This is a genomic window from Sapientia aquatica, from assembly GCF_004358105.1.
GTDB lineage: Bacteria > Pseudomonadota > Gammaproteobacteria > Burkholderiales > Burkholderiaceae_D > Solimicrobium > Solimicrobium aquaticum.
On record NZ_SMYL01000001.1, the window covers coordinates 1 to 26058 of the forward strand.

Below are 26058 nucleotides of genomic sequence, written 5' to 3' on the forward strand. Positions count from 1 at the left end.
TCGCGTGGCTGAAAGACACCTTGGAAAAATTACCTGCCTGTCCAAACAGCCGTCTGGACGATCTTCTCCCGCTACGCACTTAACAGTAAATCTGCCGCTTGAACAGGTGGTAGCGCTGGACGCTTACTGTGTATGTCCCTAACAGTGTGGATGAGCGGATTGATTTGATTTTTTTAATTGGGGTGGTGGTACTAGTCGTTGTCACTGCTGCTGGTTTTAGTCTAATACAAAGACTTGGGGGTACTGCAAGATCAACAAAGTGAATTGATCAAGCAGGTCGAATGAGTGCCTAGTCAGGCGCAGCGCATTTAAAACGGAAAACTAATTTAGTCTAAAAGCTGAGTTATATTTTATCGTTAGGTCGAAATCTCTCAACGTCCTTTAACAAGTCGGCACCGAAACGTATTACTCCGTCAGGAGCTACATATTTGAATCGGCCATCCCTCGCATAGACCTGCCGCTGACTGGAGTGAATTAAAACTCCGTTAAAATAGGCCACATAGTCTTCATTTATATCGATCGTTTTTTGTGGCCCTTCGAACGTTCCAACCATTGCTAACTCTTGGGAAATTGGAAAAAAAAGTTCGGTTCCCATGGTTGCATGTCCTGGTGATGCAAAAAAACCGCGTGCCTTTTGTTCTTTCCATCGAAGTACAACAGGATGGTCAGTTGTTATAAACCCGCTTTTAGCAGGTGCCTTGAGTAGGATCCACTTCCGCTTGCCTAGAAGCGGCAAAATCGTATCTTGCAAATCGAATTCAATTACAATGTGTCGAGCAGTTGGTATTTCGATTTTGTATTTATCGCGTTCGATAAACTCGCGAATCGATTCATAACTTACATTACTATCGCTAGCGATTTCTCCTGATTTTTTTGCATTTTCAATAGTAGATTCGTATTGTGCTCTGTTCGATAGCGACATTTCCATCACTCGCTTTAATATCTGCTCCTGGCTTTGCCGTATGGTTTCGCGTTTTCTAGGCGTTCTCACAGCCATTAACGCGATCAAATTTAAAATTAAATTAAAGTCCTCTAAATTATCTAGACTCTTCGCTTGGATTACGCGACCTAGGGCTTGATCTAACTGAGTTTCAAATTTAGACATCTGCGATTCAATATGATCTGGTGCGAAACCCGGTACTTCGATCCGATTGAAGTCCTTGGCCGATCCGACGTATCTTGGAATTGAATCAAATGCCTTTTTGGCTATGGCATCGACAACGTACAGGCTCGCTTTTTTACTACGACTCTTAGCAAAGCCTTTTAAGTAACATTGCGGGATCCAGTGATGATTTTTAGAGGGATTGTGCGTGGCCATTTGTTTTCTTATTTCTCTGGATATGGCAGGGATACTGGGACCGACACTATGGCCAATGCCGTATTCCGCATTAGATAAGTTGCGCGCCGTTCTAATCAACTAAATTGGCAATAATGTCGTTATGTCCTAGCTTTTGAATTCTTGCGCTAACTTGATTCATGACCCAATCCGATAGTGAAGTGAAAAATGTATGAGCTATTATGTTAGCGGAATTTGCTTCGACCAAACTAAATTCATAGCGATCCCAGTTTGTAGTTGTTGAAATTTTATATTGACCCCAAGTGACTTTCTCGTATTCCACAAAACAAATAAATATTTGAATTGTTTTTTTTGATAAAACGTAAGTGAACCAACCGCCATACTGAATAAGATTGTTGTAGTTTGGTTTTAAAATTAGAGACCATGCTATGAATGGCATAGGCGATAATTTCGCATCTATGCCGTCGATTACTCGTCTAGTTTTCGTGACTTTTTTTGTTCTCCAAGTGCTGCCAGCCAACCTGATGCAATATCTACCTCATAGTTTCATCTCTGTAAGTTGGTGAAGTAAAGTATTCTCCGTCTCTGTTTTTCGAGATCCATTCCCCTAAGATCGCCTTTTTAGGTATTTGAATATATGAACTGTTGATTCTGGTATATATTTGCCGGTGCAAAATTGTCTCGCGCTCATAAATCCACCACCGTGCTTCGGCCTTTGCGCTGAACGTTGCCGATTCACGAAGTTCCTAAATTGCTACTTGAGCTCGAGAGTCGTTTGGCCGCTTGATGATAGATCCTATTTCATGTTCTTGTGTACTTAAATAATTAGGAGGCTGGTGTAAAAATGGTGTAATTCTGGTGTAAATGGTGCGGAGCTTATACCTGTTTTTATCGTATTTTTAAATTTTAAACGACAATAAAAAAAGCGCTAAGCCCTTGAATATCTTGGGATTAACGCTTTTTCGTGTACTGCTAATATGATTCTTTTGGTGCCGAGAGCCGGAATCGAACCGGCACGCTGTCTCCAGCGCGGGATTTTGAGTCCCGTGCGTCTACCAATTCCGCCATCTCGGCAACGCATGTCGCTATTATGCTACATTCAAAAATTGGACGCAAGTAATTTTTGTGAGAAATCCAAAATTTGTCGCTTTTGCGGAGTATTATTAAAGGTTACTCGATTCGGTAAGTTGCTCGAATTTGACCTTGATGCGCTGTTCTGTGCGATCTTTTTCCTAGAGATCATTTTGCTCAGTTATCCCCGCCAGCATTCACGGCGGCGCTTAGTCCTTGTTTTTAAATAACAAAAACAATTCGGATTTATCCGAGGCGCGATGACCTTTCCAGACCGCGTTGCTTTCCACTAATTTTTTTGATTTATCTACGTGCTTTTCGGTTAAATAAAAATCGCATTTGGTGACATTGAAATCCGAAAAGCGGATGTTGCCAAAATACGCAAACGAAGCACGGTGTGTGGCATTGATGTTGGTGTCAACACAGTTATATGTGGTCGGCAATTGAGCGGCGATATCCTTGGCAACGTTTTGGTAGCTAACTCGATAGTCGATCCATGGCGTCCACAGTGCCATGCTGAGCAACCAACACAGAATTACACCGCTGCTCGACAACACAACCGCGCGCCACAATACCCGTGGTTGGCGTGAAATTCGCCAGTGCACCAATTTGAGCCAAGCTGCGGTGGAAAGCAGCGCAATCAAAAACGGAATCAAATCAAATTGCGCCACGAAGCCGGGCATATTTTTAAATACATTGTGGTGCAACTGCACCGGCCAACCGGTTTGCATGGCTATCCAACTGAGCCAAATGAAGGTGGCAAACATGCTAAAAAATAATACCGAGAACCAATCGACGGCATTAATTGCGCCGCGCTTCATTGTTGGTAGACCGAACGCGGCAAGAATGGAAAGTGGTGGAATCAGCGGAATCAAACTGCTTTGCTCTGCGTATGGACTGCAAAACGCCAACAAAACCAATGCAACTAAAAAGCTCAGCGGCAACGCAATGTGCAAGGCGGTTGTTTGTTTGCGCCAGGCGTACACAGCCCAACCTGCGAAGGGCCAAGCTGGCCACGTAAACCAAGCGCTGTACTTAACAAAGTAGTGCAGGCTGCTGTAGCTTGGGCGGAAGAATTCGTGTTTATTCCAGTTCATCCATGCTGCGTAGGGTGAGCTGTCAAACGGTTGGATATATTTGCAGCTCAACAGCCAAATTCCCATGATGGCAAACGCGACCGGGAAAGTGACTAAGCCGAGGTGAACGAGTAATTTTTTATAGCGAAAACCGGCAATTAATAAGCAAGTTAGCCACAGAGTGAGCGGAATTAACCAGCCGCGGGTCAATATTAATAGGCCGAGTGCAATGCCGAGTAACAAGGCAAATTTAATGCAAGGCGTTGGTTGTTCCGGATCGAGGTCGAACAAGCGGATTGCGATGTAAAGCACGAAAGCGACGAGGGAAATTTGTAAGGCAACTGGGCTAGTTAAGTGGCTATGGATCAGCATGCCCAAGCTGCCTAAGTAAATCAGTAACGCGCCATCGGCTAAGGTGCGTCCAAAATCTTGTGGTTCAGGTTGGCCGCCAAACGCGAGTTGTAAGGGTTGCGCTTCTTGGCGACGACCGAGTGCGTAGGTGGCATACCAAACCGAAGCGGCACCAAGTCCGAAAAAAAGAATGCTTGAAATTCTTGCCGCAGCATCGTCGCCAACGAGCCAACCAAAAAGCTTAATGCACAGCGCGCCTATCCAAAAGGTCAGTGGACCTTCTTCGGGGACGGGCAGGTTGCCGATATGCGGCCATAACCAATCTTGCAATGTCCCGTGTGCCATCGTCCACATCACGCCAAAACTGGCGGCATCTCCGCCTAGCTTCCACGGGTCGCGGCCGATTAATCCGGGCAGGATATAAAACAGGCATAAAGCAAATAGACCAAGTCGTGGCAATGCAAGTGTGGCTGCGGCGGGTAGTCGGACTGGCTTCATAGTGGTCGATTCAATGCGCTTTGTAATTTTTGTGAACTTGTATTAATCGTGGCTGAGGGGTTTCAGCGCGCTGCCTTGAAAAAGGTAAAGCGTTTAATTTTAGTAAGTTTATTAATTTTTCGCTAGGCGCAATGAATTTACGCTGTTGCAAATGCTCATGCAATAAAAAAAGCAGCCGGAGCTGCTTTTTTTGTGCGATACCGCGCGAAGTATGAATTACTCGCCAGTTGCAGTTGTTTTCGAACCAACAGTACCGAACTTTTTACGGAATTTATCAACACGACCAGCGGTGTCAACAATTTTGTGTTTACCAGTGTAAAAAGGGTGTGATTCTGCAGAAACCTCGATTTTTACCAATGGGTAAGTTTTGCCTTCAAATTCGATCGTGTCACGTGTATTGATTGTGGAACGAGTGATAAATTTGAAATCGATCGACATATCTTGAAAAACAACTTCGCGATAATTTGGGTGAATACCATCTCTCATAATTGCCTCTAAAAAAGTTTGGCAGCCAATAATCACTTCGTCGGTCGTCTTGCCTCGTGACCCGATTGAGTATCACTTACCTAGGTTAAATGCGACTGCCTGTGCAGCGCAGCCGCGTATTATACATAATAAGTCGTTAAATCGTCTAGCGACGCATCATTTCAAAGAATTCGGCATTGTTTTTGGTGCCTTTCATCTTGTCTAAAATGAATTCCATCGCTTCGATTTCATCCATGCTGTAGAGCAACTTACGCAATACCCAGATCTTTTGCAGTTGATCTGGCTTAATTAGCAATTCTTCGCGACGTGTGCCGGACTTGTTCAGGTTGATCGCTGGGTAAGTACGTTTTTCGGCCAAGCGGCGTTCCAAATGCACTTCCATATTGCCGGTACCTTTGAATTCTTCAAAAATCACGTCATCCATGCGGCTGCCGGTTTCAATCAAGGCGGTGGCAATGATGGTCAATGAGCCACCTTCTTCAACGTTACGGGCTGCACCGAAGAAACGTTTAGGGCGTTGCAACGCATTGGCGTCCACACCACCGGTCAATACCTTGCCGGAAGCGGGGATCACGGTGTTGTAAGCGCGCGCCAAGCGGGTGATGGAATCGAGCAAAATCACCACGTCTTTTTTCATTTCGACTAAGCGTTTGGCTTTTTCCAAGACCATTTCAGCAACTTGTACGTGGCGCGTCGCAGGTTCGTCAAACGTTGACGCCACCACTTCGCCGCGCACCGAGCGTTGCATTTCGGTAACTTCTTCTGGACGTTCATCGATCAACAATACGATTAAGGTGATGTCAGGGTGGTTGGCGGTAATGGCGTGGGCAATGTGCTGCAACATGACCGACTTACCGGATTTTGGTGAGGCCACTAATAAACCGCGTTGGCCTTTGCCGATAGGGGCAATCAAGTCGATGATACGGCCAGTGGTGTTTTCTTCACCGCGCATGTCGCGCTCTAAAATCAGCGGCTTATTGGGGTGCAGCGGTGTTAAGTTTTCAAACAGAATACGGTGCTTGGATGCTTCGGGCGACTCGCCGTTGACTTTGTCAACCTTGACTAAGGCGAAGTAGCGTTCGCCGTCTTTTGGTGTTCGGACTTCACCCTCAATCGAATCGCCAGTGTGCAAATTGAAGCGGCGGATTTGAGAAGGCGAGATATAAATATCGTCTGTGGATGCCATGTAGCTGGCATCGGGCGAGCGCAAAAAGCCAAACCCGTCGGGTAAAACTTCGAGTGCGCCATCGCCAAAAATTTGTTCGCCTTGTTTGGCGCGTTTTTTTAATATGGCAAACATTAATTCTTGTTTGCGCATACGTGCTGCGTTGTCAATGTCTAGCCCTATGGCCATTTCTAGCAGTGCAGAGACGTGTAACGCCTTTAATTCAGATAAATGCATGTTGAGTGTCCCGAGATGGGAATAGTGGTGGGGGAGTGAACTACGTGGTGTAGGTAAGTTTGGTTACAAAAATTGAATAAAGCTGAATTCATTCAAATGCTAGCTAACCCTTTTTGAAGCAGCTTCACGTTGCTGTGGCGCTGCTTCAATGGATTGAGGGTTAGCGTAGTTTATTAAATATTGCTGTCAATGAAGGTAGTCAATTGACCTTTGGCTAACGCGCCAACTTTTTGAGCTGCGGCTACGCCGTTTTTGAACAGGATCAACGTTGGGATACCGCGCACGCCAAATTTAGCTGGTGTGTCTTGGTTAGAATCGACGTCCATCTTAGCGATGATTACTTTGCCGCCGTATTCTTTAGCGACTTCTTCTAAGATCGGCGCGATCATTTTGCAAGGGCCGCACCATTCCGCCCAGAAATCAACCAATACAGGTTTGTCGGATTTTAATACATCGGTTTCAAATGATGCATCGGTAATGTGTTTGATGTTTTCGCTCATGGATTCCTCAGTGTGAGGGGGATTAAAAATTCGGTAAGTTAATTTTGTCGCTGATTAGTCTGCTGCGATTTTTTTGCTACCTGCATTGTGTTTTTACTTGCGCGTTGCGACCCAGATGGTTGGTATGTATCGGGGAGGGTAATGGAATTAAGATGTTTAATCTATTACGCGACGAGGTGTGTAATGAGGTAAGGAAAACGCATAATACTCCATTTTTATCAGATATGTGAATAGGCCGATAATTTTTTTGCGGCAACTCATTAAGCTATATAAAAATGCTAATTTTATTTGCCTAATCTGCAATGCTAATAGCTTGGCGCGAGCGCTGGTCAAGTGCAAGGCGATGGATTGTTAAAAAGCCTTTATTTACTGGTTCTCGCATAGAATAACGCATTCCGATTTCACCACGAGATGCTATGTTAGTCAGCCCAGTTTTATTGCCTCCTTCTAGTCAATTCTGGACCCAATGCGCGCGTCAAATTATTGGGCGCAATCAGACCGAGGCGGGCCTTGATTTCTCAGCCTTACGGGTCATCGTTCCGGCTTATGAGCACGCGCAGTGGTTAATCAATGCCATGTCGGCGCAGTTGCAAACTAATTTCATTCCGCCGCGCATCAACACGTTATCCGCTTGGTTGGCTTTGCAATTACCAGACTTTAACGCTCCCAAGGTAGTGTCCGAGAGTGAGCGTTTGATGGCGTTGTACGCCCAATTGCGCGAACATGCTTGGTTGAAAAAAATATTCGCAGCACGTAAGAACACCGATTTATTGCCCTTAGCGCAAACCTTAATTACCTTATCGGATGAGCTGACTCAGGCTATGTTGCCTAAAGTGGTCAGCGGCTCAAACGGTGAATTGAATGCACAGCAAATTAGCCAGCAGATCGCCCCGCAATGGCATCAAGCGCTGGCGCAATTACCGATGCCGGCGCAAGAGTTATTGTCCGAAGAAGCGCAATTGGTTTGGCAAATTTGGACGAGTCAGTTAGATGGACAAGATTCGGTTAGCTTGCGCTTTGGACAAATGATGCGCTTAGCCGACGCCGCACCAGACGCGCTGATTTGGATTAGCCCGGTTGCGCCCGAAGGCATCGAGCAAGAATTTTTAACCACCTATGCCCAAAAACAGTCGGTGCAATTAATTACTTTGGATTGGCGCTCATCGGCCTTAGAAGGAATTTTTTGCCAGTCATGGCCAGAAATTGTCGAGCCAGAGCAGGATGCGCAGACAGCGCAAGACCAAACAATCAATAAGCCCATCAATCAATTCAGCACCATAGGCGCAGACAGCTTGGAGCAAGAGGCGCAACTCGGTGCTCAAACCATTTTAGATTGGCTGCAACAGGGCAAAACAAGCATCGCCTTAATTGCCCAAGATCGCGTCGTTGCGCGTCGCATCCGCGCCTTATTGGAACGTGCGAAGGTGCACGTGGCCGACGAAACTGGTTGGAAGCTTTCCACCACACGCGCAGCAGCAGGACTGGCAGCGTGGTTTGATGTGGTTACGACGCGGGCAGAAACGGAGATGCTGCTTGATCTGCTGAAGTCGCCCTATTTTCAGCCGCCAACCATGGCGCTACTGGACGAGAAAACCAACTGGGTCATGAGTATCGAATTAGCGTTATTACGCGCCAATATCGTGGGCGGCTGGGATTCGATTAACTATGCCTTGGAAGCTCAGCCAGAATGCGTGGAATTGGTCACCCAATTAAAACGCCTAGCCAGCCAACATTCAGAGCGCAAGAATTTATCGGAATGGCTGGAATTGACGCGCCAAGTCCTAACCGAGTTCGGCATGTGGGAGCAATGGCAAAGCGATTCCGCGGGTCAGCAAGTAGTGCTATTGATCGAGCAATTAGGGTTGGATTGCGCGCACTTAAACGAGTTGTTCTCGTTTTCCGAATGGCGTGTGTTCATGAATTTGCAGTTAGAAAATACGGCATTCCAAGGCGATAAACAGGATCAGCGCGTTGTGATGTTACCGCTCAACGGTGCGCGCTTGCGGCGCTTTGATGCGGTATTAATGGCCGGTTGCGATGCTTCACATTTGCCTTCTCAACCTAAGGAAGTTTTATTCTTTACCAATGCGGTGCGACGCGAATGTGGCTTAATCACACTCGAACAACGTCAGCGTCAACAACTGCGTGACTTTACCGAATTATTATCAGCCAACCCCGAAGTCGTCTTGACGTGGCAGCGGCAACAGCGTGGTGAAGATAATCCTCTAAGCCCTTGGATTGAGCGATTAAACCTGCGCTTACAAAAGACCAGTTTGCCGACCTTGGTCGAGCATAATGTGCAACTGGCGGATCTCACCTTATCGACGATTGCCACCGTCCAACCAAAACCGAGCGCCGCGCCCTTACAACCTGCGACCTTATCCGCCAGTGGTTACAACAGCTTTATCGCGTGTCCGTATCAATTTTTCGCGACCCGAATGTTGGGTTTGTCTGCCATGGATACGTTGTCGGATAAACCAGAGAAGCGCGATTACGGCGGCTGGTTGCATGCCATACTCAAAAGCTACCATGACACCTTAAAGGCACAGCCTGAGCTTTATCCCAAGCCTAAGCAAGAAGCCTTGCTGCGCGATATTTCAGACAATTATTTCGCCACCATCGTGCAAAAAAATCCCGCCGCTTTGGGTTTTTCGGTGCGTTGGAAAAAATCGATCTCAGCCTATGTCGAATGGAGCCAAGCCTTTATGGACGCCGGTTGGCAGTTCCAGGAAGGTGAAATCTGGTTAGAAAAAAATCTCTATTGGGCAGACGGACAAATCACCCTGCGCGGGCAAATTGATCGCATCGACTCCAATGAGCAGGGAGAAGTGGCGGTGCTAGATTACAAAACCAATCAAATTGCCGCGCTGAAAAATAAATTGAAATTATCCGAAGATCAGCAATTGCCATTCTATGGATTATTGGCGCAAACCGAGCAAACTCCGATTTCATCGGCCCATTATGTAGCCTTAGAAATGACCAAAGAAAAAATGGCCGATGTCAGCGCCGATAATTATCTGAATCGCCAACAAGATTTGCAGGAATCGATAACCCATTCCATGTCAGCGATTGGACGCGGAGCGGCATTGCCAGCTCAAGGAATTAGCACCGTTTGCCAATACTGCGAAGTGCGTGGTTTATGCCGCAAAGGAGCTTGGTAATGAATAATTTAAATCCAGCTAATAACGCTGTTGCACAGCCTTACCAAATCAATGAACGCAATGCCACGCCCGAGGAATTTACTACCGTGGCTTGCGATCCGCGCAACAGTGTCGTGGTTGAAGCGTGCGCTGGTAGCGGTAAGACTTGGCTGCTAGTTGCGCGCATGTTGCGGTTGCTGCTAGCTGGTGCTGAGCCCGCCGAATTATTAGCCATTACCTTTACCCGCAAAGCAGCGCAAGAAATGCGACAACGGTTGTTGGAATTGTTGCGTGAATTAGCATTAGGTAGTGATGACGATATTCGCGAATTATTAGTTCAGCGCGGCGTTGCTCAGGCAGACTTGCTGGAAGCAATTCCGAAAGCGCGTGGGCTGTACGAGCATGTTTTAGCCTCTTCGCAAGCGCTGACCTTGGATACCTTTCATAGCTGGTTCGGACGCTTAATTCAAATTGCGCCGCTTAATTCTGGTGTGCCACACGGCTTTAGTTTGGCTGAAGCGACCGCTGAGCTGCAAAGCGAGGCGCATAACGCGTTAATGGCTTCGCTCAAAAGCGATAACAATATCGAGGTTAAAAATGCGCTGCTATTTTTGTATGACGAATTGGGCGACTTCAATACACACAAATTACTGGATGCTTTTTTAGATAAGCGCGCCGAATGGTGGGCCTGTCATCAAGATTCTGCGCAAGGCTCGCCTATTGAATGGTTGACGCAATTATGTGGCGCGGACGCTCTGCGCGATGCACGTTTGGCACTGTGGGATGACGAGCCAACGCTTGCGCGCATTAGTCAGATTGCGCGTTGGTTGGGGAAGGGAACTAAGGTCAATCAAAAACGGGCCGAAGCAATTGAAACTGCGTTGACCAAGGGCGCAAGTGTTGAAAATTTCGCCGCACTGTGTTCGGAGTTTTTTGGCGCGGACGATAAGAACCGCTCCAACACCAAAACAATCGCGCTCAAAGCTGCACTAGAAAAAGATTTAGGTCCCGATTGTGAATCTGTCTTTGACGACGAATGCAGCCTAATTGCCGACATGCTGCGCCGTTACCAAGCGCGCAGTTTTGAAAAATCCGTGCTCGATATTAATCAAGCATTGTTCGTCGTCGGCAAGGCTTATTTGGAAGAATACCAATCCCTCAAATCCGATCAGCGCGTAGTCGATTTCACGGATTTGGAATGGTACGCCTATCAGTTGCTGCAATCAGGGCAACACGCCGCGTATGTTCAAAGCCGCTTGGATGCGCGCTACAAACATATTTTGCTGGACGAATTTCAAGATACCAATCCGCTGCAATGGAGCATCGTGCGTGCTTGGCTGGACGCTTACGGCGCAGATGCAGAGGCGCCCAGCGTATTCGTGGTGGGCGATCCTAAACAATCAATTTACCGTTTTCGGCGCGCTGATCCGCGCGTGTTTAATGCTGCTAGCGCCATGCTTAAAGCGCGTAACGCGTTCGTATTGCGCACGAATCAAACACGACGCAATGCCAGCGTGATCGTGGATGCCTTGAATCAATCGATGCTGCCAAATCAATTATTTAGTGCGCAAACTACCCTGGGCGCATCAGGCGGGCTAGTGTGGCGCTTGCCCTTGGCTCAAACGGCGGAGTCGGTGACGGCCGAGGAAATTGAGGCGGGAAAAACCAGCAGCATTCGTGATCCGCTTACAACGCCCTTAGAAGAAACCGACGATGTGCGGCGCTTGCAAGAAGGTCGCCAAGTGGCCAGCGCATTGTTAGCTGCCCGCGCGCAATTGTCTAATCAAGGCCAGCCTTTGCCTTGGAGCGAGATGATGATCTTAGTGCGCCGCCGCACGCATTTGTCGGCCTATGAAACCGCGCTGCGCGAAGCGGGCATTCCGTTTGTATCGAGCCGACGCGGTGGCTTGTTGGACGCGTTGGAAGTGGCTGATGTGATTGCGCTGTTAAAATTTTTAATTACGCCGAGCGACAATCAAGCCCTAGCCCATGTGTTGAAATCACCGATTTTTGCGGCCAAGGATGACGATTTAATTTCCTTGTCATTGCGCTCCGAAGCGACTTGGTTGAAGCGGCTAGCAGCAAGCGTGACAAGCCCTGCGGCGCAAACTCCCAATCCGCTCATGGTTCGGGCGCACGGTTTATTAATCGATTGGATGGAAGCGGCGCATTATTTGCCGGTGCATGATTTATTGGATCGGATTTTGCATCAAGGCGAATTAGTGCAGCGTTACGCCCAATACGCCTCGTTTGCAGGACGCAATCAGGTGATCGGCAATTTAGCTGCCTTTGTCGAACTCGCTTTAAACATGGATGCCGGACGCTATCCAAGTTTGCCAAAGTTCATTGCTGCGCTGAGCGCCTATCAAGCCGGTGGCGAGGGCGACGCGCCGGACGAATCGAATGTGGAAAGCAGTGCTGATGCGGTGCAGATTTTGACGATACATAGCGCCAAAGGTCTTGAAGCCAAAGTGGTTGCAATTGTCGATACCAATCACAGCGAGGGCGCAAAAGATAGTTTGGGAATTTTGTGCGATTGGCCGCTTGACGCAGGCCAAGGGCAAAAGCATTTTTCCGCCTATGGTCGGAAAAATCAGCGCGGTGTGGCACGCGACGCCTTGTTTCAAATGGAAGAAGCTTTGGCGGCGCAGGAGAATTGGAACTTGCTTTATGTCGCCATTACTCGCGCTAAGCAAGCATTGATTATTAGTGGCGTTGCAGGTAATAAAACCCCGATCGCTCCCAATAGCTGGTACGAGCGTTTGCAGCACATACCCGAGTACGATTTGGAAATCTTGACCGGCGAAGACACTTCCGCCCCAGCGGCGCAATTCCAATTGGCGACTTTTACTGCACCCGATCTGGCGTTGCCTGAGGATGATTTGCCGATCGCCGCTAAAGCCGAATCCACTGCCGAGCAAGCCGAAGGCGTGGCCTTGCACAGCTTGATGGAACGATTAACGCAACCGCATAGCGGCGCAAGCAAATGGCCGCTAGCCTTGCCACCGGTTGAGGCGGTCGCGCAATGGATGGCGTGCAGCGTTGAATTGGCAAAAACTATTTGGGCCCAAGCGGATGCGATTTTGTCGAATCAGCAATTAGAGCGCTTTTTTAATCCGAGCAAATTTAATTTCGCCCGCAACGAAATGGAAATCATCGCCAATCAAAAATTGCTGCGCCTAGATCGCGTGGTGGTGTTTGATGATGAAGTGTGGGTGTTGGATTACAAGCGTCAATTACTCGATTCGGAGCGCGCAGCCTATCGCGCTCAGTTGCAGCAATACAGTAGCGTGTTGCAGACGATTTATCCTCAGCAAAAAATCTTAACCGGATTGATTTTGGCGGATGGCAATTTGGTAGAATTAGCGGCTTAGTTGTTGGCTTGACCGTTCTAAGTTTTAAATATTGACAAATGCACTGGATTTTCAGGGGAACGTGATACCATTTTTGGCTTAATTGTTGTTTGTTTTCAGTTGGCTTGGTCACGATCTAATTTCACTAAACTTATAAAACTACCGAAATGATTCCAGAATTTCAACAATTAGCCAAAAAGGTTGATCAGCTAGCGGCGCTGACCCAAACGCTGCGCGGCGAGAATGCGGATTTGCGTATGCAAGTGGCCGATTTGGTCGCTGCCAATGCGGCACTTAAAGCGCGGATCGTAGAAGCGCATGACCGAGTAAGCCAAGTATTAGAAAAATTACCTTTTGCTGAGCAGGAGTCAGAATGAGCCAAGTCGATGTCACCATCATGGGGCAAGCCTATAAGTTGGCGTGCAAAGAAGGCGAGCAAGCTGCGTTGATTCAAGCGGCTGCCTATTTGGATGAAAAAATGTGCGCGTTCCGGGACTCCGCCAAAATTAAAGGCACTGACCGCATCGCTGTCATGGCAGCACTGACCATTTCTGCTGAATTATTAGCAACGAAAGCACCAACAGGCCCGTTTTCTGAAATGAGTTTGGTCGAAATTAAAAAACAAATGAGCCAAATGGAAGACGTGCTGGACACCGCTTTGAGCGCCCAAGAAACCTTGTTTTGAAATCGCTGATGTGAACAGCCATTTTTTTGCGCCACCAAAAATATGCCAATTTGTTCAGCATCAGTTTTTGCTATGAATTGACCCGATTAATTAAAAAATTCTGTACTCAGTTGCGCTCGATTCAGTTAAAATTCATTTCCCTGCCGTGTTTGCTATTGTCATAAATTCCTTGAACCATTCACATGCATAGGTTGCGGAAATTGTCTAATTGGTGTGAGCGTCGCTTTGTCCGATGAACCCGAAATTAAACTGACCGTGACCAACTTGAACCGCTCTTGGTTCAGGATGCTGGCACAGCGGCTCTGGCGGGGATTTATTCTGAGCGGTTGCACTTCGGTGCAGCCGCTTTTTTATTGGCTAATTTGTTTTTGCTCATGCACGAAAGGTCACCATTCATGCGCTATTGGTTGATGAAATCGGAACCAGATGAGGTCAGTATTGACGATGCTTTGCAGCAGAAAGTTGTTGCTTGGGTGGGTGTACGAAATTACCAAGCGCGTAATTTTATGCGCGACGCTATGCAGGTCGGCGATGGCGTGTTGTTTTACCATTCGAGTTGTGCTGAACCGGGAATTGCCGGCTTGGCAGAAGTGGCCAGCACCGCGTACCCAGATCCAACTCAGTTTGATGCCAAAAGTAAGTATTTTGATCCGAAATCTAAACAAGAAGAACCGCGCTGGATATTAGTCGATGTGCGCGCAACAAAGAAAACGCGCTTAATTAATTTGGCTGAATTACGTGACACACCAGAACTGGCTGAGATGCAAATTTTAAAGCGCGGCAATCGACTATCCATAACGCCGATCAGTCCAGACGAATGGCAAACAATCCTGAGCCTTGCCGGTTTAAAACGCTAGTTTAAATCCGGTTAATTCGTGCAGCGTTGTTAAGCTGAGATCAATATGTGCGCTCAACTCTTGGTGGGTTGACGGATGCTGGCTTGAATTCCCATCGCTCCAATTGCAGCGAATTAGCGCAATATCGTCGTCTTGAGTTATCGGAGCTGAAAACTCATTGGATAACAGCGCAGCGCGGTCCAGTAAGCTACCTTGATTTGGGTAACTATTATGCAAAGTGAATACATGGCTAGCACCATGTTGAAACCCTGATTGCGCTAACCAACCAAAATGGCGCGGGCTACAAATCACCACAGCAGGTGCGCTAGCCTTAAGTACTGACTGGATTTCTTCAGTGTGTGCTTGCGGCGGTATCGATACCAAAGTTAAGCCAGCACGCCACGCCGCCAAATACACGATCAACGCTTCGGGCGACTTCTCTATGTGCACTGCAAGCTTGGCTTTTGCTGGCAGATTCAAGCCGCCAAATAAGTTGGCCAGCTTTGCGCTGGCTTGATCTACCTCGCGCCAACTGTAATCAGCGTTTTGACCGGTAACGATGGCTGAAGTCGATAAATCAGCGGGAAAGCGCGCGGCTAAATGCTGGTAAAAATTAGCGTTATTGGGCATGTTTTTGTTTAGGCTTTGCTACGTTGGTTGGCGCAGCTTTTTTATCGAATTTGTACGAGAAATACAGCGCTCCAATGCCGAATAAAATCATCGGAATCGACAACACTTGGCCGGCTGAAATATCCCAACCCAACACATTAACTACCCAATCCGGTTCGCGGAAATACTCGGTGAAAAAACGAGCGCAGCCATACATCAAAACATACATCGCGCCGACAGCCAAACGCGGACGCGCCTTGCGGGCGTAGATCCACAACAGAATAAACGCCAACACGCCATCGACTAACGCTTGGTAAATCGGTGAAGGATGGCGCGGTAATTGATCCACATTGGGCCAAATCATCGCCCAAGGTAAACTCGGATCGGCCACGCGGCCCCATAATTCAGCGTTAATGAAATTACCGATGCGTCCGCACGCGTAGCCTAGCGGAACAAGCGGCGCGATCAAATCGTAGACGTCCAATACATTGCGTTTAGCTTTTTTAGACCATAAAAACAGCGCTAACAAAACACCTAAAAATCCACCGTGAAATGACATGCCGCCTTTCCACACCGCGAAAATTTCCAAGGGATTATGCGCGTAATACATCGGGTGATAAAACAGCACTTCACCCAAGCGACCGCCCAACACCACGCCCAACACGCCGTAAAACAACATGTCTTCTAAATCAGCATAACGCCAACCAGCAGCGGCGATGTGCGCTTGTTTTAATCGAATGCGGCCGACGACTAAAAATAAAATAAAGGCCAGCATGTACATTAAGCCGTACCAATGAACCGCCAATGGGCCGATTTGAAATGCGATTGGGTCTGGCATCGGGTGAGTGAGCATTATTTGGTCTTTCGTATTAATTCGGTAAAAGCATGTAGCACCGGAGAATGGTTATCTTTGCGCCAAGCCAAGCCAGTTTCGACTAATGGGGTTTTTTCAACCAAGTCGTAATACACCACGCCGGGGCGCTTCAAATTCGACACGGATTGTGGCACAAGTGCGATTCCCATGCCAGCCGAAACCAGGCCAATGATGGTTTGCATTTGTATCGCTTCTTGCCCAATTTCTGGCGTGATTCCAGCTTGTTGAAAACATCCCAAAATAGCATCGTAAAATGTCGGCGCGATTTTTCGTGGGAAGATAATTAAGGGCTGCCCCTGACAGTCGGCTAGTGACAATTTCGCGGCTCCTTGTTTACTTTTGAGCCAAGGCGCATCGCCAGGCGCTGCCAAAATCAGCGGTTCCGACAAAATCGCGCGGTAATTGAGTTGCTCGGCCAATTTGTCGGGAATCGGTGGAATCATCAATCCCAGATCGATTTGCCCTAACCGCAATGCCTCCAATTGCACATCGCTAGTCGCTTCGCGCAGGCTGATTTGCACTTGCGGATAGTGACTTCGAAAGTCGCGCAGCAGCGGCGGGAGTAGGTTGTAATCTGCGCTGGAGACAAAGGCGATGGAAAGCTGGCCGGTTTCACCTTGCGCGGCGCTGCGCACCAATTCGGGCAGGGCTAGGCTATCTTTGATTAAGCGTCGCGCTTCGGGTAGTAGGGCATGTCCCGCGGCGCTCAAAGTAATGCCACGTTTGGCGCGAATGAATAATTCAACGCCCAGCAGCGCTTCCAAGCCTTGAATCGCTTGCGATAGCGGCGGTTGTGTCATGTGCAGGCGCTGCGCGGCGCGACCAACGTGCAACTCTTCGGCGACCGCCACAAAATAACGTAATTGACGAAATTCAATGCTCACTGTGTGCAGTTCCTCAACCTGTAATTAATAGGTTTCATATATTGAATAATGATTATTCATATGATTGACCCGAATTATAAATCAAGTAGGGGTGATGGTTTGACGGAACCGATGCAGTGGCAAGTTTAAAAATCAGAACAGCGAACTAGGCGTGCGGCCGAGTTCGCCGAAGGGGAGGAGAGGGTGAGTTCGGGTGGCGCGAATGTTATTTTTTCTTTTCAAACATACGCTTAGCACGATTTTTTTGCACTTCGTCGAATTTCTTATGTGCCTTTTTCTTGTCCAAGCCCAGCATCCGTTCGATAAATTCAAACCAGATGAATGTCACGAAAAAGCAGGCAATCACCCACCACCAAGACACATCGTCCATAAAACTTACTTCAAAATACTTTAAGCCAGCCAGAACAACCGTTAGCAAAATAAGATACATAATGAGCATTCCTTGAAGCAATAATCGAGTAGCGTAATAATTACACGAAATAACGCAAAAAATTGATTTGGATTAATATTATCCACGATCTACACACGAATGCACTAAAAATTATTGTTTGTCGATAAAAAATGAAGAGGGGAAATAAATGAAACAACTTGTTTGTCTGCTTGTAACCGTTTTAGCATCCAGTGCGGCAATGGCAAATTTAGATTTGGCGAAATCGAAAAATTGTATGTCCTGCCACGCCATCGAAACCAAATTAGTCGGCCCAGCTTACAAAGATGTCGCCAAGAAATATGCGGGGCAGAAAGATGCGGAGGAAAAGCTGGTGCAAAAAGTCTTAAAGGGCGGCAGCGGAAATTGGGGCCCAATGGCGATGCCACCGAATCCGCAAGTATCACCTGCCGAAGCGCAGACCTTGGTCAAGTGGATTTTGACGTTGAAATAAAATTGTTCACCTACAAAAAAAGCCCCGCAAGTTGGAACTTTGCGGGGCTTTTTTATCGCCGAAATAACTGATTAGTCAGGGCAGCCTTATTTAACGACGCCCATTTCAGAGCGCTTGCCAGCTTTGTAGGTGTACATGGTCAAGGTGCCGTCTTTAATATCGCCTTTTTTATCAAATACGATATCGCCGGTAATGCCCTTGTGGTGAATATTTTGCAGGAATGGCAAATACACCGTTGGATCTGCCGATTTGGCCTGTTGCATCGCATCCGCTAACGTCATGACGGAGTCGTACACATATGGTGAGTACAGCAGCACTTCAGCGTTAAATCGTTTTTTGTAGGCTGCGCGGAAATCGTCATTCGCTTTTTTCTGCGCATCAATCACGCCGCCCGCTTCAGCGCAAATGACTTGTTCGTTACCAAGTGCGTCACCCGCCAAGTCTGGTAACTTGGCTGTACAAATACCGTCACCACCCATGAATTTAGCCGTGATGCCGAGCGACTTCATTTGGCGCAACATTGGGCCGCCGACAGAATCCATGCCGCCGAAGAACACGACATCTGGTTTGGCGGCTTTAATTGAGGTCAAGATCGCGTTGAAGTCGGTTGCTTTGTCGTTGGTAAATTGACGCTGCACCATTTTGATCGCGGGATTTTTGCTTTTCGCGCCTTTAATAAACTCATCCGCAACTCCTTGGCCGTAAGCCGTGCGGTCATCAATGACAGCAATCGTTTTGGCATTCAACGTTTGAACAGCATAACGTCCCAAGGTGCCGCCCAATTGCCCGTCGTTGGCAACCACGCGGAAGGTAGATTTATAGCCCATGGCCGTGTAGGCGGTAGCGGTAGAAGCGGGCGAGATTTGTGGGATGCCAGCGTCGTGGTAAATCTTGGCGGCAGGGATCGACGTGCTGGAATTGAGATGACCAACTACGCCAGCTACTTTGGCATCAACCAATTTCTGCGCAACCGCTGTGCCTTGTTTTGGATCGCCGCCATCGTCTTCGGTTTGCAGTTCAAATTTCACTTTTTTGCTGCCGAACATGATACCTTTGGCGTTCAGTTCTTCAATCGCCATTTTGGCGCCATTCTCATTATCTTTACCCAAATGCGCGCTAGGTCCAGAAATAGGTCCAACGTGTCCAATTTTTACGATCAGGTCGTCGGCAGCAGTAACGGCAGTGCTAAATGCCAGCGCCACGGCGGCGACTAACGGTATCATGATGGATTTGGTGTGCTTGGAAATGTGCATATACTTCTCCGAAGATAAACTGGGTCAATGAGTAAAAATTATGGCAGAAATCTGAAGACTAAGAAGGTATATCAAAACGATAATCCTGAAAAGAACTAAATTTACCTTTAAAAATAAATCGATTTGTTCACTATGTCTAAACAACACGTACTCGATAAAGTAGATCGCAAAATTCTCAACATATTACAAAAGGACAACCAGATCGCCACGCGCGTTTTGGCTGAGAAAGTGCACATCTCGCAACCGACTTGTCTGCGCCGAATTCGCGATATGCGCCAAGCGGGAATCATCAGTGCGGATGTCTCGATGGTCGATCCATTTTCGTTGGGCTACGGCATGTTGGCGTTTTTGGAAGTGTCACTATCGAATCAAAGCGAAGAATCGATGTTTGAGTTTGAGCAGCGCATGGCCAAGGAAGAGCAAGTCATGCAGTGTTATTTTGTCTCAGGTGAGTACGATTATTTTGTGGTGGTGCACGTCATTGACATGGATGCGTATTATCAATTTGTGCGTAAGGTGATTTCGGGTTCGGGTAATGTGAAACACTTTCATTCGCGCTTCCCGATGAAGTGCGCCAAGTTTTCTGCGCGTATTGGCTTCGACGAGAAGCCCGCCGAAGTCGCGGTTCGTAAGCCTAAATAGTTACTATCGTCAGTAGCGATGAAACGGGAATTCAATCTCTGGTTCCCGATCCGAGATAATGTCAGCCAGCGCTCGTCCCGAGCCGCAGCCCATCGTCCAGCCTAGGGTACCGTGTCCGGTATTTAAAAATAAATTGGTGATATTGGTTTTGCCAATGTAGGGAACATTGGAGGGCGTGAGCGGGCGCAAGCCACTCCAATAAAGCGGTTGTTGGTAATCGCACGCATCGGGAAATAATTCTTGGGTACGGCGAGTCAGCGCGGCGCAGCGTATGTCGTTGAGCTCTGTGGAATAGCCGTTGAATTCACAGGTTCCCGCAACGCGCAGCCTAGCGCCCAAGCGCGAAGTCACCAATTTAAAACCATCGTCAATTAGTGAGACCGTCTGTGCTGCATCGGGGTTAATGATGGGATAGGTGGCGGAGTAACCTTTGCCAGGATAGACCATTAGATTCAATCCTAGCGGTTGCGCTAGCTGTGTTGAAAAACTGCCTAAGGCAATCACAAATGCGTCCGCGTTCAGTCGCTGGCTTTGTCCGTTTGCTTCAATTACATCAACCGCAATCACTTTGCGCGAACTACCTGTACCTTCGGTGATTAAGCGCGTTATTTGGGTATTGAATTGGAAGGTGACGCCAGCGTTCTCGGCCCTTTGCGCCAAGCCAGTAGTAAATTTGTAAATGTCGCCCGATTCGTCGCTGGCGGTAAAATCGCCACCGACGATTTTGTGACTAAGGTGCGCTAATGCCGGTTCAATTTGCGCTACTTGATTTGCACTGACATGTTCGCGCGGACAGCCCAAATCGCGCATGATTTTTGCCGCGCCCAAGGATGCATCAAATTCTTTTTGGTCGGTATAGAAATGCAAAATCCCTTTGGTTAAGCAATCGTAGTCGATACCGGTTTCAGCCCGCACTTGCTGCAATGTCAGACGGCTGTAATCGGCCAAGGCGACGATATGCTTGATATTTTCAACGGTCCGGTGGGCCGTACATTCGCGCAAAAAGCGCAGTGTCCACGACCATTGCAACCAGTCGGAGCTAAACCGATACAGCAGTGGCGCATCTTCTTTGCCTAACCAACGCAGGATTTTTAAGGGGGCCGATGGATTGGCCCACGGCTCGGCATGCGAGACAGAAATCTGGCAGCCGTTGGCGAAGCTGGTTTCTAATGCGACGCCTTTTTGCCTATCAATCACCGTCACATCGTGCCCATCTTTTTGCAGAAACCACGCGGACGCTGTGCCGATAATTCCAGCACCTAAGACGATGACTTTCATGGCTGTTCCTGCGACTGGCTTGAGCTAGCTAAGGGGTCGATGCAGGTGGTTTGAAATAAATTCATTGCTCAGTTTTGAGAGACGTCCGAAAAATAGTATTCGGGCTGAAAAATAGCGCTAAAGATCGGTGCAAAATCAAATTAACTTTTAAAGTTGGATGATTGTAATTTGGAGATTTCTTGGCTGATAGTGCGCTGGATAATTTCTTCCAATGATTTACTCAAGCCACCACGGATTTCCTGCGCCAAGCCATCGACTGCCGTTTGCAATACGTCGGCCAAGCTATCACGGACACGATGTTCTAATACAAAATCAACCCGCGTTAGCAATTGGCGTAAGACGCTTTCGCGCAGCGTTTTTTCTAATTCTTCCCACGATTGCTGATCCATTAAATTAGTCGCTGGTGTCGCGGAAGTTGCCAATTCAACGGTGCTTGGGTAAGTCCGTTCATCGGGATCATTAACGGCGATCACTTCGGTCAGGATCGGGATGCTGCTATCGAGTGGATTGGGTGAATTCATTTGGCGGTGATATGAGTAAGTTGATAGCCTTGCTGCTGATAAAAGCGATAGCGTGTGCGGCCTGCTTGGGTAGTCGCGGTATCCTGCGCAACGATTTCAATTAAGCGTTCAAACTGGGTGAAGTCGTCGGGCACTTGGGTGCTTAAATTGAGCAAAATCTGTTGGTGCGGAAATGCTTGCGCGGGTGCATCGGCACCGTGAGGCAAACTCAGTAGAACCGGAGTTTGCTGAAGCAATGTTTGATCGCCTATTTGGCTGTCAACATGCGGCAAAAAATCGCTGGGCGAAAACGACCAAAGCATTTGGTCAAATTCATGTAATTGATCTTGATCCTCATGGCGCACCACCACCTTGCATTGCGCGGCTAATGCTTTGCGTACTAGGCGGCAAGCATAGTCGAGTTGATTGCTAACGTTGCTGTGAAAGTCGATGCGGGTCATAGATTGCTAAGTGAGTCGTCAGAACTGGAAGCCGTTCGGATCGCGAGCTGGCTTTTCGGGTTGGGGCGGCGCGGCCTCGTTGCTCTTGGCAGGCTTCGGTGGCGGCGGCGCTGCTGGTTGCGGTGCAGGATAGCGATAATCCGCTGGCAATAAATTGGTCTCTGGATAGCCAGCTTGCGATAAATTGCTGCGCCAATCGCCAGCGACAAAGCCTTTGAGTGTTGTGTTGGAGCCGATGAGTAAAATCGGTAAATTGTTGCCAGGACTAATCTTTTTTAATTTTTGGGCGTCTTCAAAGGTCGAGACTGTCTTTTCATAAAAAGGGATGCCGCTTTGCTTCAAAAAAGCTCTGCCGTCATTGCATGGAGCGCAATCGGCACCGGTGTACAGAGTTACTGGCATCGCCTTAACGGCGCGCGCCAATTCAAACGGTAAGGCGGCATTGGAGTTGTCGCCGCCAGCGTTAAATGATTTGGTTTCGACTTTGGTTGCTGTTTTTGGTGGCGGCGTGTCGCTGTAAGTTACGGTGCCATCGGGCGCAACCCATTTGTACAACTGGGCTTGGGCGGACAAGCTCACGGTCAAGAACACTAAAGCAAGTAGTAATCGAGATGCCATCATTGTCGCTTTCATTGGGTAAAAAGTTGGATTCAATTTGTTTCTTAACTCTTGAGTTGGTGCTCGGCCGTTGGGATACATTGCGACGTTGACTGCCGCAATGATCGCCTTAGACCGTGATCTAGCCCCGATCTACGCCATGTTCCCTAAGCCGCCATCCCGTTGTGACGCAGCAGCGCATCGATCTCCGGCGCGCGACCACGGAACGCGATAAACGATTCCAGCGCTGGTCGAGATCCGCCAACCGCCAATATTTCTTGCTGGAATTTTATGCCAATGGCCGAATTATCGCTAGCTTCTTCAAACGCGGCGTAGGCATCGGCGGAAAGTACTTCGGCCCACTTATAACTGAAATACCCTGCCGCATAGCCACCAGCAAAAATATGGCTGAATGCGTGTTGGAAGCGGTTAAATTCGGGAGTTTTGAATACCGAAATCTGCGACCGAATCTGATTCAATAAATCTTGCACCGATAACTGATGCTGCTGCAAATACCCGTCATGCAGGCGCAAATCAAACAACGATAACTCGACCTGCCGCAGGGTTTGCATCCCCGATTGGAAGTTTTTAGCCGCCAGCATTTTGTCGTACAAGCTGCGCGGTAATGGCGCGCCAGTGTCTGAATGCGCGGTCAATTGCTGCAATACATCCCATTCCCAGCAAAAGTTTTCCATGAACTGGGACGGTAATTCGACCGCATCCCATTCCACGCCAGAAATCCCCGATACGCCCAATTCATCGACTTGCGTGAGCATGTGGTGTAAGCCGTGGCCAAATTCATGGAACAGGGTGATTACTTCGTCGTGGGTAAAGTAAGACGGTTTGCCGTTGGCGGGAGGTGTGAAGTTGCAGGTCAAATAGGCCACTGGAGTTTGGATGCCGCCCACCGTTTTGCGACGTCCGCGCGCATCGTCCATCCACGCGCCACCTTGTTTGCCTTCGCGGGCGTATAAATCTAGATAGAACTGACCGATCAACTGCCCATTTTTCTCGATGCGGAAGAACGTAACGTCGGGATTCCAGGTGCTAGCCTTGTCGGCTTTAATGTCAACGCCGTACAGAGTTTTAGTGATGCTGAATAAACCTTGTACCACTTGCGGTTCAGGAAAGTATTGTTTTACTTCTTGCTCAGAAAAAGCGTAGCGCTGCTCGCGTAATTTTTCTGAGGCATAGGCGATGTCATGCGCTTGCAGTTCGTCTATGGCAAGCGATTCTTTGGCGAAGTGGCGCAACTCGGCCAAATCTTTTTCTGCGTAAGGACGGGCGCGTTGGGCTAGGTCGAGCAAGAACTGGGCGACTTGTTCAGGGCTTTGCGCCATTTTTGGTACTAATGACACTTCAGCGTAATTGGCATAACCCAACAAGTGCGCTTCTTCTGCGCGCAGGGCTAAAATTTTATCGATGATCGCGGTATTGTCCCATTCCAAATTCTCACCCAACTCCGAGGCTTTGGTGCAATTGGCGCGGTAAATCGTGGCGCGTAATTGGCGGTCATCGGCATACTGCAAAAGCGGATAAAAAGACGGGAATTGCAAGCCGAATAAAAAGCCAGATTTGCCGGCTTGTTGCGCTTTATTGCGTGCGGCTGCCAAGGCGTCGTCAGGCAGTCCAGCTAATTGATCGACGGTTTCTATATGAAGCGAATAGTGGTTAGTCGCATCCAGCACATGCTCGGAATACTTGGTCGATAAAGCGGCTAGTTCTTCTTGAATTTGAGCGTAACGCTGTTTTTGCTCGTCGGCCAATTCCGCTCCCGAGAGTTTAAAGTCGCGCAGTGCGTTGTTAATGATTTTTTTGCGCGCCACCGAATAGTCGTTAAATGCGGGGCTGGTATGCAGGTCTTGGTATTTTTTATACAGCGCCAAGTTTTGTCCCAACGCCGTAAAAAATTCGGTGATAAGCGGTTGATTTTCATTGTAAGCCGCGCGCAACTCCGGCGTATCGCGCACGCCATGCAAATGACTAACGATGCCCCAAGCGCGGCTGAGCTTTTCGGTTACATCTTCCAAGGGCGTTACCACTTTTTCCCACGTCGCTGGCGCGCTGCTCTGATCGATTTGAGTCACCACAGCTTCGCACTGCGCTAGTAAATCGGTGATGGCAGGCGTTACGTCATCGGGGCTGACGGCATCAAAGCGCGGCAAGTCGCTAAAATCAACTAAGGGATTCATTACATTGGCGTTCATACTCGGATCAACCTTTACATTCTTTCTGCTGCTTCAATCGTATTGACTAATAACATCGTGATCGTCATTGGGCCAACGCCGCCTGGGACTGGCGTGATGTAACCAGCGACTTCTTTGGCGCCAGCAAAATCGACGTCGCCGCACAATTTGCCGTCGTCATCGCGATTCATACCGACATCGATTACGACCGCACCGGGCTTGACCATGTCGGCAGTGACGATATTACGTTTGCCGGTTGCGACCACCAAAATATCGGCCATGCGGGTATGCAAGCCCAAATCGCGTGTTTTGGAGTTGCAAATAGTAACAGTAGCGCCAGCTTGCAACAGCAACATCGCTTGCGGCTTGCCGACGATGTTAGACGCCCCGACCACGACGGCATGCGCGCCGCGCACCGGATACTCGATGGCTTCCAGCATTTTCATTACGCCATAGGGCGTACATGGGCGGAACAGCGGTTGGCCGGTCATCAGCAAGCCCGCATTTTGCACGTGGAAACCATCGACGTCTTTTTCGAGCGCGATCGCTTCTAACACTTTGTGGCTATCAATATGCGCTGGCAGTGGCAGTTGCACCAAGATGCCATTAATTTTGGAATCGTTGTTGAGTGCGTGAATGCGAGCTAGCAGGGCGGCTTCGCTTAATTCGGCAGGATGCTTTTCCAACACGGAATAAATGCCGCAATCTTCGCAAGCCTTAACTTTGTTGCGCACATACACTTGGGATGCTGGATTGTCACCCACCAAAATAACCGCTAAGCCGGGCTTTTTACCTTGGCGAGCTAAAGCTGCTGCGCGCTCGGTTACTTGTGCGCGGATGTGTTTGGATAATTGAGTGCCGTCGATTAATTGCGCCGTCATGGAATGCCTTTTGAATGGTGATTAACGTAGTTTTTAGGAAGCCGGGATTCGTAAAAACGTGTCGTTCAATATTAAAGAGTGAGAAAAGCTGAACTAAAGGCGCAATTATAAGCCGATGTTGCCGTGTCTTAATTGAAAGCTGACAAGAAAGCTACGGCGACGGTGCTTTCTGGGCTGGCTCACTCGACTAAATCGTTGTCATCAGTAATTTTTAAAAAATAGCTGTTCAATCTGTTGCCACAACAAAATATAAAAATCGTTTGTTTTTATTTGGTTTTTACTTTTTCGGGGACGATTGAGCGACAGATACAATTTAT

At 48.2% G+C, this 26058-nt stretch carries 24 protein-coding genes, 1 tRNA gene and 1 other RNA gene; 8 read left to right on the plus strand and 18 right to left on the minus strand.

The window, feature by feature from the left end:
• Positions 1-343: 343 nt before the first annotated feature.
• From E2I14_RS00005 to trxA, 7 genes are all read right to left on the minus strand, one after another.
• On the minus strand, positions 344-1318 hold the full coding sequence (locus tag E2I14_RS00005; protein ID WP_133324199.1) for a DUF4238 domain-containing protein: 975 nt from the start codon (positions 1316-1318) through the stop codon (positions 344-346).
• A 91-nt stretch (positions 1319-1409) separates the two neighbouring features.
• A complete protein-coding gene (locus tag E2I14_RS00010) occupies positions 1410-1736 on the minus strand; it encodes a hypothetical protein (RefSeq protein ID WP_133324201.1) in 327 nt (108 codons plus the stop codon).
• Between the two features lie 548 nt (positions 1737-2284).
• A tRNA-Leu gene (locus E2I14_RS00015) sits at positions 2285-2371 on the minus strand.
• Between the two features lie 206 nt (positions 2372-2577).
• On the minus strand, positions 2578-4293 hold the full coding sequence (locus tag E2I14_RS00020) for an ArnT family glycosyltransferase (protein WP_133324203.1): 1716 nt from the start codon (positions 4291-4293) through the stop codon (positions 2578-2580).
• A 216-nt stretch (positions 4294-4509) separates the two neighbouring features.
• The gene (locus E2I14_RS00025) at positions 4510-4779 is read right to left on the minus strand and encodes a type B 50S ribosomal protein L31 (RefSeq protein WP_133324205.1); all 270 of its coding nucleotides are present in this window, start codon (positions 4777-4779) and stop codon (positions 4510-4512) included.
• Between the two features lie 145 nt (positions 4780-4924).
• Positions 4925-6181, minus strand: coding sequence for a transcription termination factor Rho (gene rho, locus E2I14_RS00030; protein ID WP_133324207.1), 1257 nt, complete (start codon positions 6179-6181; stop codon positions 4925-4927).
• A gap of 173 nt (positions 6182-6354) precedes the next feature.
• Positions 6355-6681: a thioredoxin TrxA gene (gene trxA / locus E2I14_RS00035; protein ID WP_133324209.1), complete on the minus strand. Its 327-nt coding sequence runs from the start codon at positions 6679-6681 to the stop codon at positions 6355-6357.
• A gap of 416 nt (positions 6682-7097) precedes the next feature.
• Between trxA and E2I14_RS00040 the strand changes: the two genes are divergently transcribed.
• The 6 genes from E2I14_RS00040 (at position 7098) to E2I14_RS00065 (ending at position 14716) form a co-directional block, all read left to right on the plus strand.
• Positions 7098-9842 (plus strand): PD-(D/E)XK nuclease family protein, encoded by a 2745-nt coding sequence (locus E2I14_RS00040; protein ID WP_133324211.1) that lies wholly within the window; start codon positions 7098-7100, stop codon positions 9840-9842.
• The gene (locus E2I14_RS00045) at positions 9842-13195 is read left to right on the plus strand and encodes a UvrD-helicase domain-containing protein (protein WP_227544538.1); all 3354 of its coding nucleotides are present in this window, start codon (positions 9842-9844) and stop codon (positions 13193-13195) included. The genes E2I14_RS00040 and E2I14_RS00045 overlap by 1 nt, the downstream gene beginning before the upstream one ends.
• A gap of 146 nt (positions 13196-13341) precedes the next feature.
• Positions 13342-13551, plus strand: coding sequence for a DUF904 domain-containing protein (locus E2I14_RS00050; protein ID WP_133324213.1), 210 nt, complete (start codon positions 13342-13344; stop codon positions 13549-13551).
• Positions 13548-13859 (plus strand): cell division protein ZapA, encoded by a 312-nt coding sequence (locus E2I14_RS00055; protein ID WP_133324215.1) that lies wholly within the window; start codon positions 13548-13550, stop codon positions 13857-13859. The genes E2I14_RS00050 and E2I14_RS00055 overlap by 4 nt, the downstream gene beginning before the upstream one ends.
• 134 nt (positions 13860-13993) lie before the next feature.
• Positions 13994-14175, plus strand: a non-coding RNA gene (ssrS, locus tag E2I14_RS00060) — 6S RNA.
• Between the two features lie 79 nt (positions 14176-14254).
• Entirely contained in the window at positions 14255-14716 is a 462-nt protein-coding gene (locus E2I14_RS00065; protein ID WP_133324217.1) for an EVE domain-containing protein, read from the plus strand.
• Here E2I14_RS00065 and E2I14_RS00070 read toward each other — a convergent pair.
• The 4 genes from E2I14_RS00070 to E2I14_RS00085 all read right to left on the minus strand — a co-directional run bounded on the left by E2I14_RS00070 (position 14705) and on the right by E2I14_RS00085 (position 17492).
• Positions 14705-15325 (minus strand): AMP-binding protein, encoded by a 621-nt coding sequence (locus E2I14_RS00070; RefSeq protein WP_133324219.1) that lies wholly within the window; start codon positions 15323-15325, stop codon positions 14705-14707. The genes E2I14_RS00065 and E2I14_RS00070 overlap by 12 nt on opposite strands.
• Positions 15315-16157, minus strand: a complete 843-nt coding sequence (lgt, locus tag E2I14_RS00075) for a prolipoprotein diacylglyceryl transferase (protein WP_133324221.1) — start codon at positions 16155-16157, stop codon at positions 15315-15317. The genes E2I14_RS00070 and lgt overlap by 11 nt, the downstream gene beginning before the upstream one ends.
• A complete protein-coding gene (locus E2I14_RS00080; RefSeq protein ID WP_133324223.1) occupies positions 16157-17062 on the minus strand; it encodes a LysR family transcriptional regulator in 906 nt (301 codons plus the stop codon). Before E2I14_RS00080 ends, lgt begins: the two co-directional genes overlap by 1 nt.
• A 205-nt stretch (positions 17063-17267) precedes the next feature.
• Positions 17268-17492 (minus strand): TIGR04438 family Trp-rich protein, encoded by a 225-nt coding sequence (locus E2I14_RS00085; protein ID WP_133324225.1) that lies wholly within the window; start codon positions 17490-17492, stop codon positions 17268-17270.
• 148 nt (positions 17493-17640) lie between these two features.
• Between E2I14_RS00085 and E2I14_RS00090 the strand changes: the two genes are divergently transcribed.
• Entirely contained in the window at positions 17641-17943 is a 303-nt protein-coding gene (locus tag E2I14_RS00090) for a c-type cytochrome (protein ID WP_133324227.1), read from the plus strand.
• Positions 17944-18029: 86 nt separating this feature from the next.
• Here E2I14_RS00090 and E2I14_RS00095 read toward each other — a convergent pair whose 3' ends face one another.
• Positions 18030-19196 carry a branched-chain amino acid ABC transporter substrate-binding protein gene (locus E2I14_RS00095; protein WP_227544539.1) on the minus strand — a complete coding sequence of 389 codons (1167 nt, stop codon included), beginning with the start codon at positions 19194-19196 and terminating at the stop codon, positions 18030-18032.
• Positions 19197-19328: 132 nt separating this feature from the next.
• Here E2I14_RS00095 and E2I14_RS00100 point away from each other — a divergent pair, with 132 nt between their 5' ends.
• The gene (locus E2I14_RS00100) at positions 19329-19838 is read left to right on the plus strand and encodes an Lrp/AsnC family transcriptional regulator (protein ID WP_133324229.1); all 510 of its coding nucleotides are present in this window, start codon (positions 19329-19331) and stop codon (positions 19836-19838) included.
• A gap of 9 nt (positions 19839-19847) precedes the next feature.
• Here the strand turns inward: E2I14_RS00100 and E2I14_RS00105 are convergent, their stop codons facing one another.
• From E2I14_RS00105 to folD, 6 genes are all read right to left on the minus strand, one after another.
• Entirely contained in the window at positions 19848-21116 is a 1269-nt protein-coding gene (locus E2I14_RS00105; protein WP_133324231.1) for a D-amino acid dehydrogenase, read from the minus strand.
• Between the two features lie 140 nt (positions 21117-21256).
• The gene (locus E2I14_RS00110; protein WP_133324233.1) at positions 21257-21637 is read right to left on the minus strand and encodes a hypothetical protein; all 381 of its coding nucleotides are present in this window, start codon (positions 21635-21637) and stop codon (positions 21257-21259) included.
• Entirely contained in the window at positions 21634-22077 is a 444-nt protein-coding gene (locus E2I14_RS00115; protein WP_133324235.1) for a DNA polymerase III subunit chi, read from the minus strand. Before E2I14_RS00115 ends, E2I14_RS00110 begins: the two co-directional genes overlap by 4 nt.
• Positions 22078-22095: 18 nt before the next feature.
• The gene (locus E2I14_RS00120) at positions 22096-22698 is read right to left on the minus strand and encodes a glutaredoxin family protein (protein WP_165967704.1); all 603 of its coding nucleotides are present in this window, start codon (positions 22696-22698) and stop codon (positions 22096-22098) included.
• A gap of 143 nt (positions 22699-22841) precedes the next feature.
• Complete coding sequence (locus tag E2I14_RS00125; protein WP_133324239.1) at positions 22842-24881, minus strand: M3 family metallopeptidase; 2040 nt, start codon at positions 24879-24881, stop codon at positions 22842-22844.
• Between the two features lie 14 nt (positions 24882-24895).
• On the minus strand, positions 24896-25741 hold the full coding sequence (gene folD, locus E2I14_RS00130) for a bifunctional methylenetetrahydrofolate dehydrogenase/methenyltetrahydrofolate cyclohydrolase FolD (protein ID WP_133324241.1): 846 nt from the start codon (positions 25739-25741) through the stop codon (positions 24896-24898).
• Positions 25742-26058: the final 317 nt, after the last annotated feature.

Bases quoted from the DNA above. Each gene is read 5' to 3' on its own strand.
- E2I14_RS00005 (WP_133324199.1), bottom strand. From the start codon at position 1,318: ATGGCCACGCACAATCCCTCTAAAAATCATCACTGGATCCCGCAATGT.
- E2I14_RS00010 (WP_133324201.1), bottom strand. From the start codon at position 1,736: ATGCCATTCATAGCATGGTCTCTAATTTTAAAACCAAACTACAACAAT.
- E2I14_RS00020 (WP_133324203.1), bottom strand. From the start codon at position 4,293: ATGAAGCCAGTCCGACTACCCGCCGCAGCCACACTTGCATTGCCACGA.
- E2I14_RS00025 (WP_133324205.1), bottom strand. From the start codon at position 4,779: ATGAGAGATGGTATTCACCCAAATTATCGCGAAGTTGTTTTTCAAGAT.
- rho (WP_133324207.1), bottom strand. From the start codon at position 6,181: ATGCATTTATCTGAATTAAAGGCGTTACACGTCTCTGCACTGCTAGAA.
- trxA (WP_133324209.1), bottom strand. From the start codon at position 6,681: ATGAGCGAAAACATCAAACACATTACCGATGCATCATTTGAAACCGAT.
- E2I14_RS00040 (WP_133324211.1), top strand. From the start codon at position 7,098: ATGTTAGTCAGCCCAGTTTTATTGCCTCCTTCTAGTCAATTCTGGACC.
- E2I14_RS00045 (WP_227544538.1), top strand. From the start codon at position 9,842: ATGAATAATTTAAATCCAGCTAATAACGCTGTTGCACAGCCTTACCAA.
- E2I14_RS00050 (WP_133324213.1), top strand. From the start codon at position 13,342: ATGATTCCAGAATTTCAACAATTAGCCAAAAAGGTTGATCAGCTAGCG.
- E2I14_RS00055 (WP_133324215.1), top strand. From the start codon at position 13,548: ATGAGCCAAGTCGATGTCACCATCATGGGGCAAGCCTATAAGTTGGCG.
- E2I14_RS00065 (WP_133324217.1), top strand. From the start codon at position 14,255: ATGCGCTATTGGTTGATGAAATCGGAACCAGATGAGGTCAGTATTGAC.
- E2I14_RS00070 (WP_133324219.1), bottom strand. From the start codon at position 15,325: ATGCCCAATAACGCTAATTTTTACCAGCATTTAGCCGCGCGCTTTCCC.
- lgt (WP_133324221.1), bottom strand. From the start codon at position 16,157: ATGCTCACTCACCCGATGCCAGACCCAATCGCATTTCAAATCGGCCCA.
- E2I14_RS00085 (WP_133324225.1), bottom strand. From the start codon at position 17,492: ATGTATCTTATTTTGCTAACGGTTGTTCTGGCTGGCTTAAAGTATTTT.
- E2I14_RS00090 (WP_133324227.1), top strand. From the start codon at position 17,641: ATGAAACAACTTGTTTGTCTGCTTGTAACCGTTTTAGCATCCAGTGCG.
- E2I14_RS00095 (WP_227544539.1), bottom strand. From the start codon at position 19,196: ATGCACATTTCCAAGCACACCAAATCCATCATGATACCGTTAGTCGCC.
- E2I14_RS00100 (WP_133324229.1), top strand. From the start codon at position 19,329: ATGTCTAAACAACACGTACTCGATAAAGTAGATCGCAAAATTCTCAAC.
- E2I14_RS00105 (WP_133324231.1), bottom strand. From the start codon at position 21,116: ATGAAAGTCATCGTCTTAGGTGCTGGAATTATCGGCACAGCGTCCGCG.
- E2I14_RS00110 (WP_133324233.1), bottom strand. From the start codon at position 21,637: ATGAATTCACCCAATCCACTCGATAGCAGCATCCCGATCCTGACCGAA.
- E2I14_RS00115 (WP_133324235.1), bottom strand. From the start codon at position 22,077: ATGACCCGCATCGACTTTCACAGCAACGTTAGCAATCAACTCGACTAT.
- E2I14_RS00120 (WP_165967704.1), bottom strand. From the start codon at position 22,698: ATGATGGCATCTCGATTACTACTTGCTTTAGTGTTCTTGACCGTGAGC.
- E2I14_RS00125 (WP_133324239.1), bottom strand. From the start codon at position 24,881: ATGAACGCCAATGTAATGAATCCCTTAGTTGATTTTAGCGACTTGCCG.
- folD (WP_133324241.1), bottom strand. From the start codon at position 25,741: ATGACGGCGCAATTAATCGACGGCACTCAATTATCCAAACACATCCGC.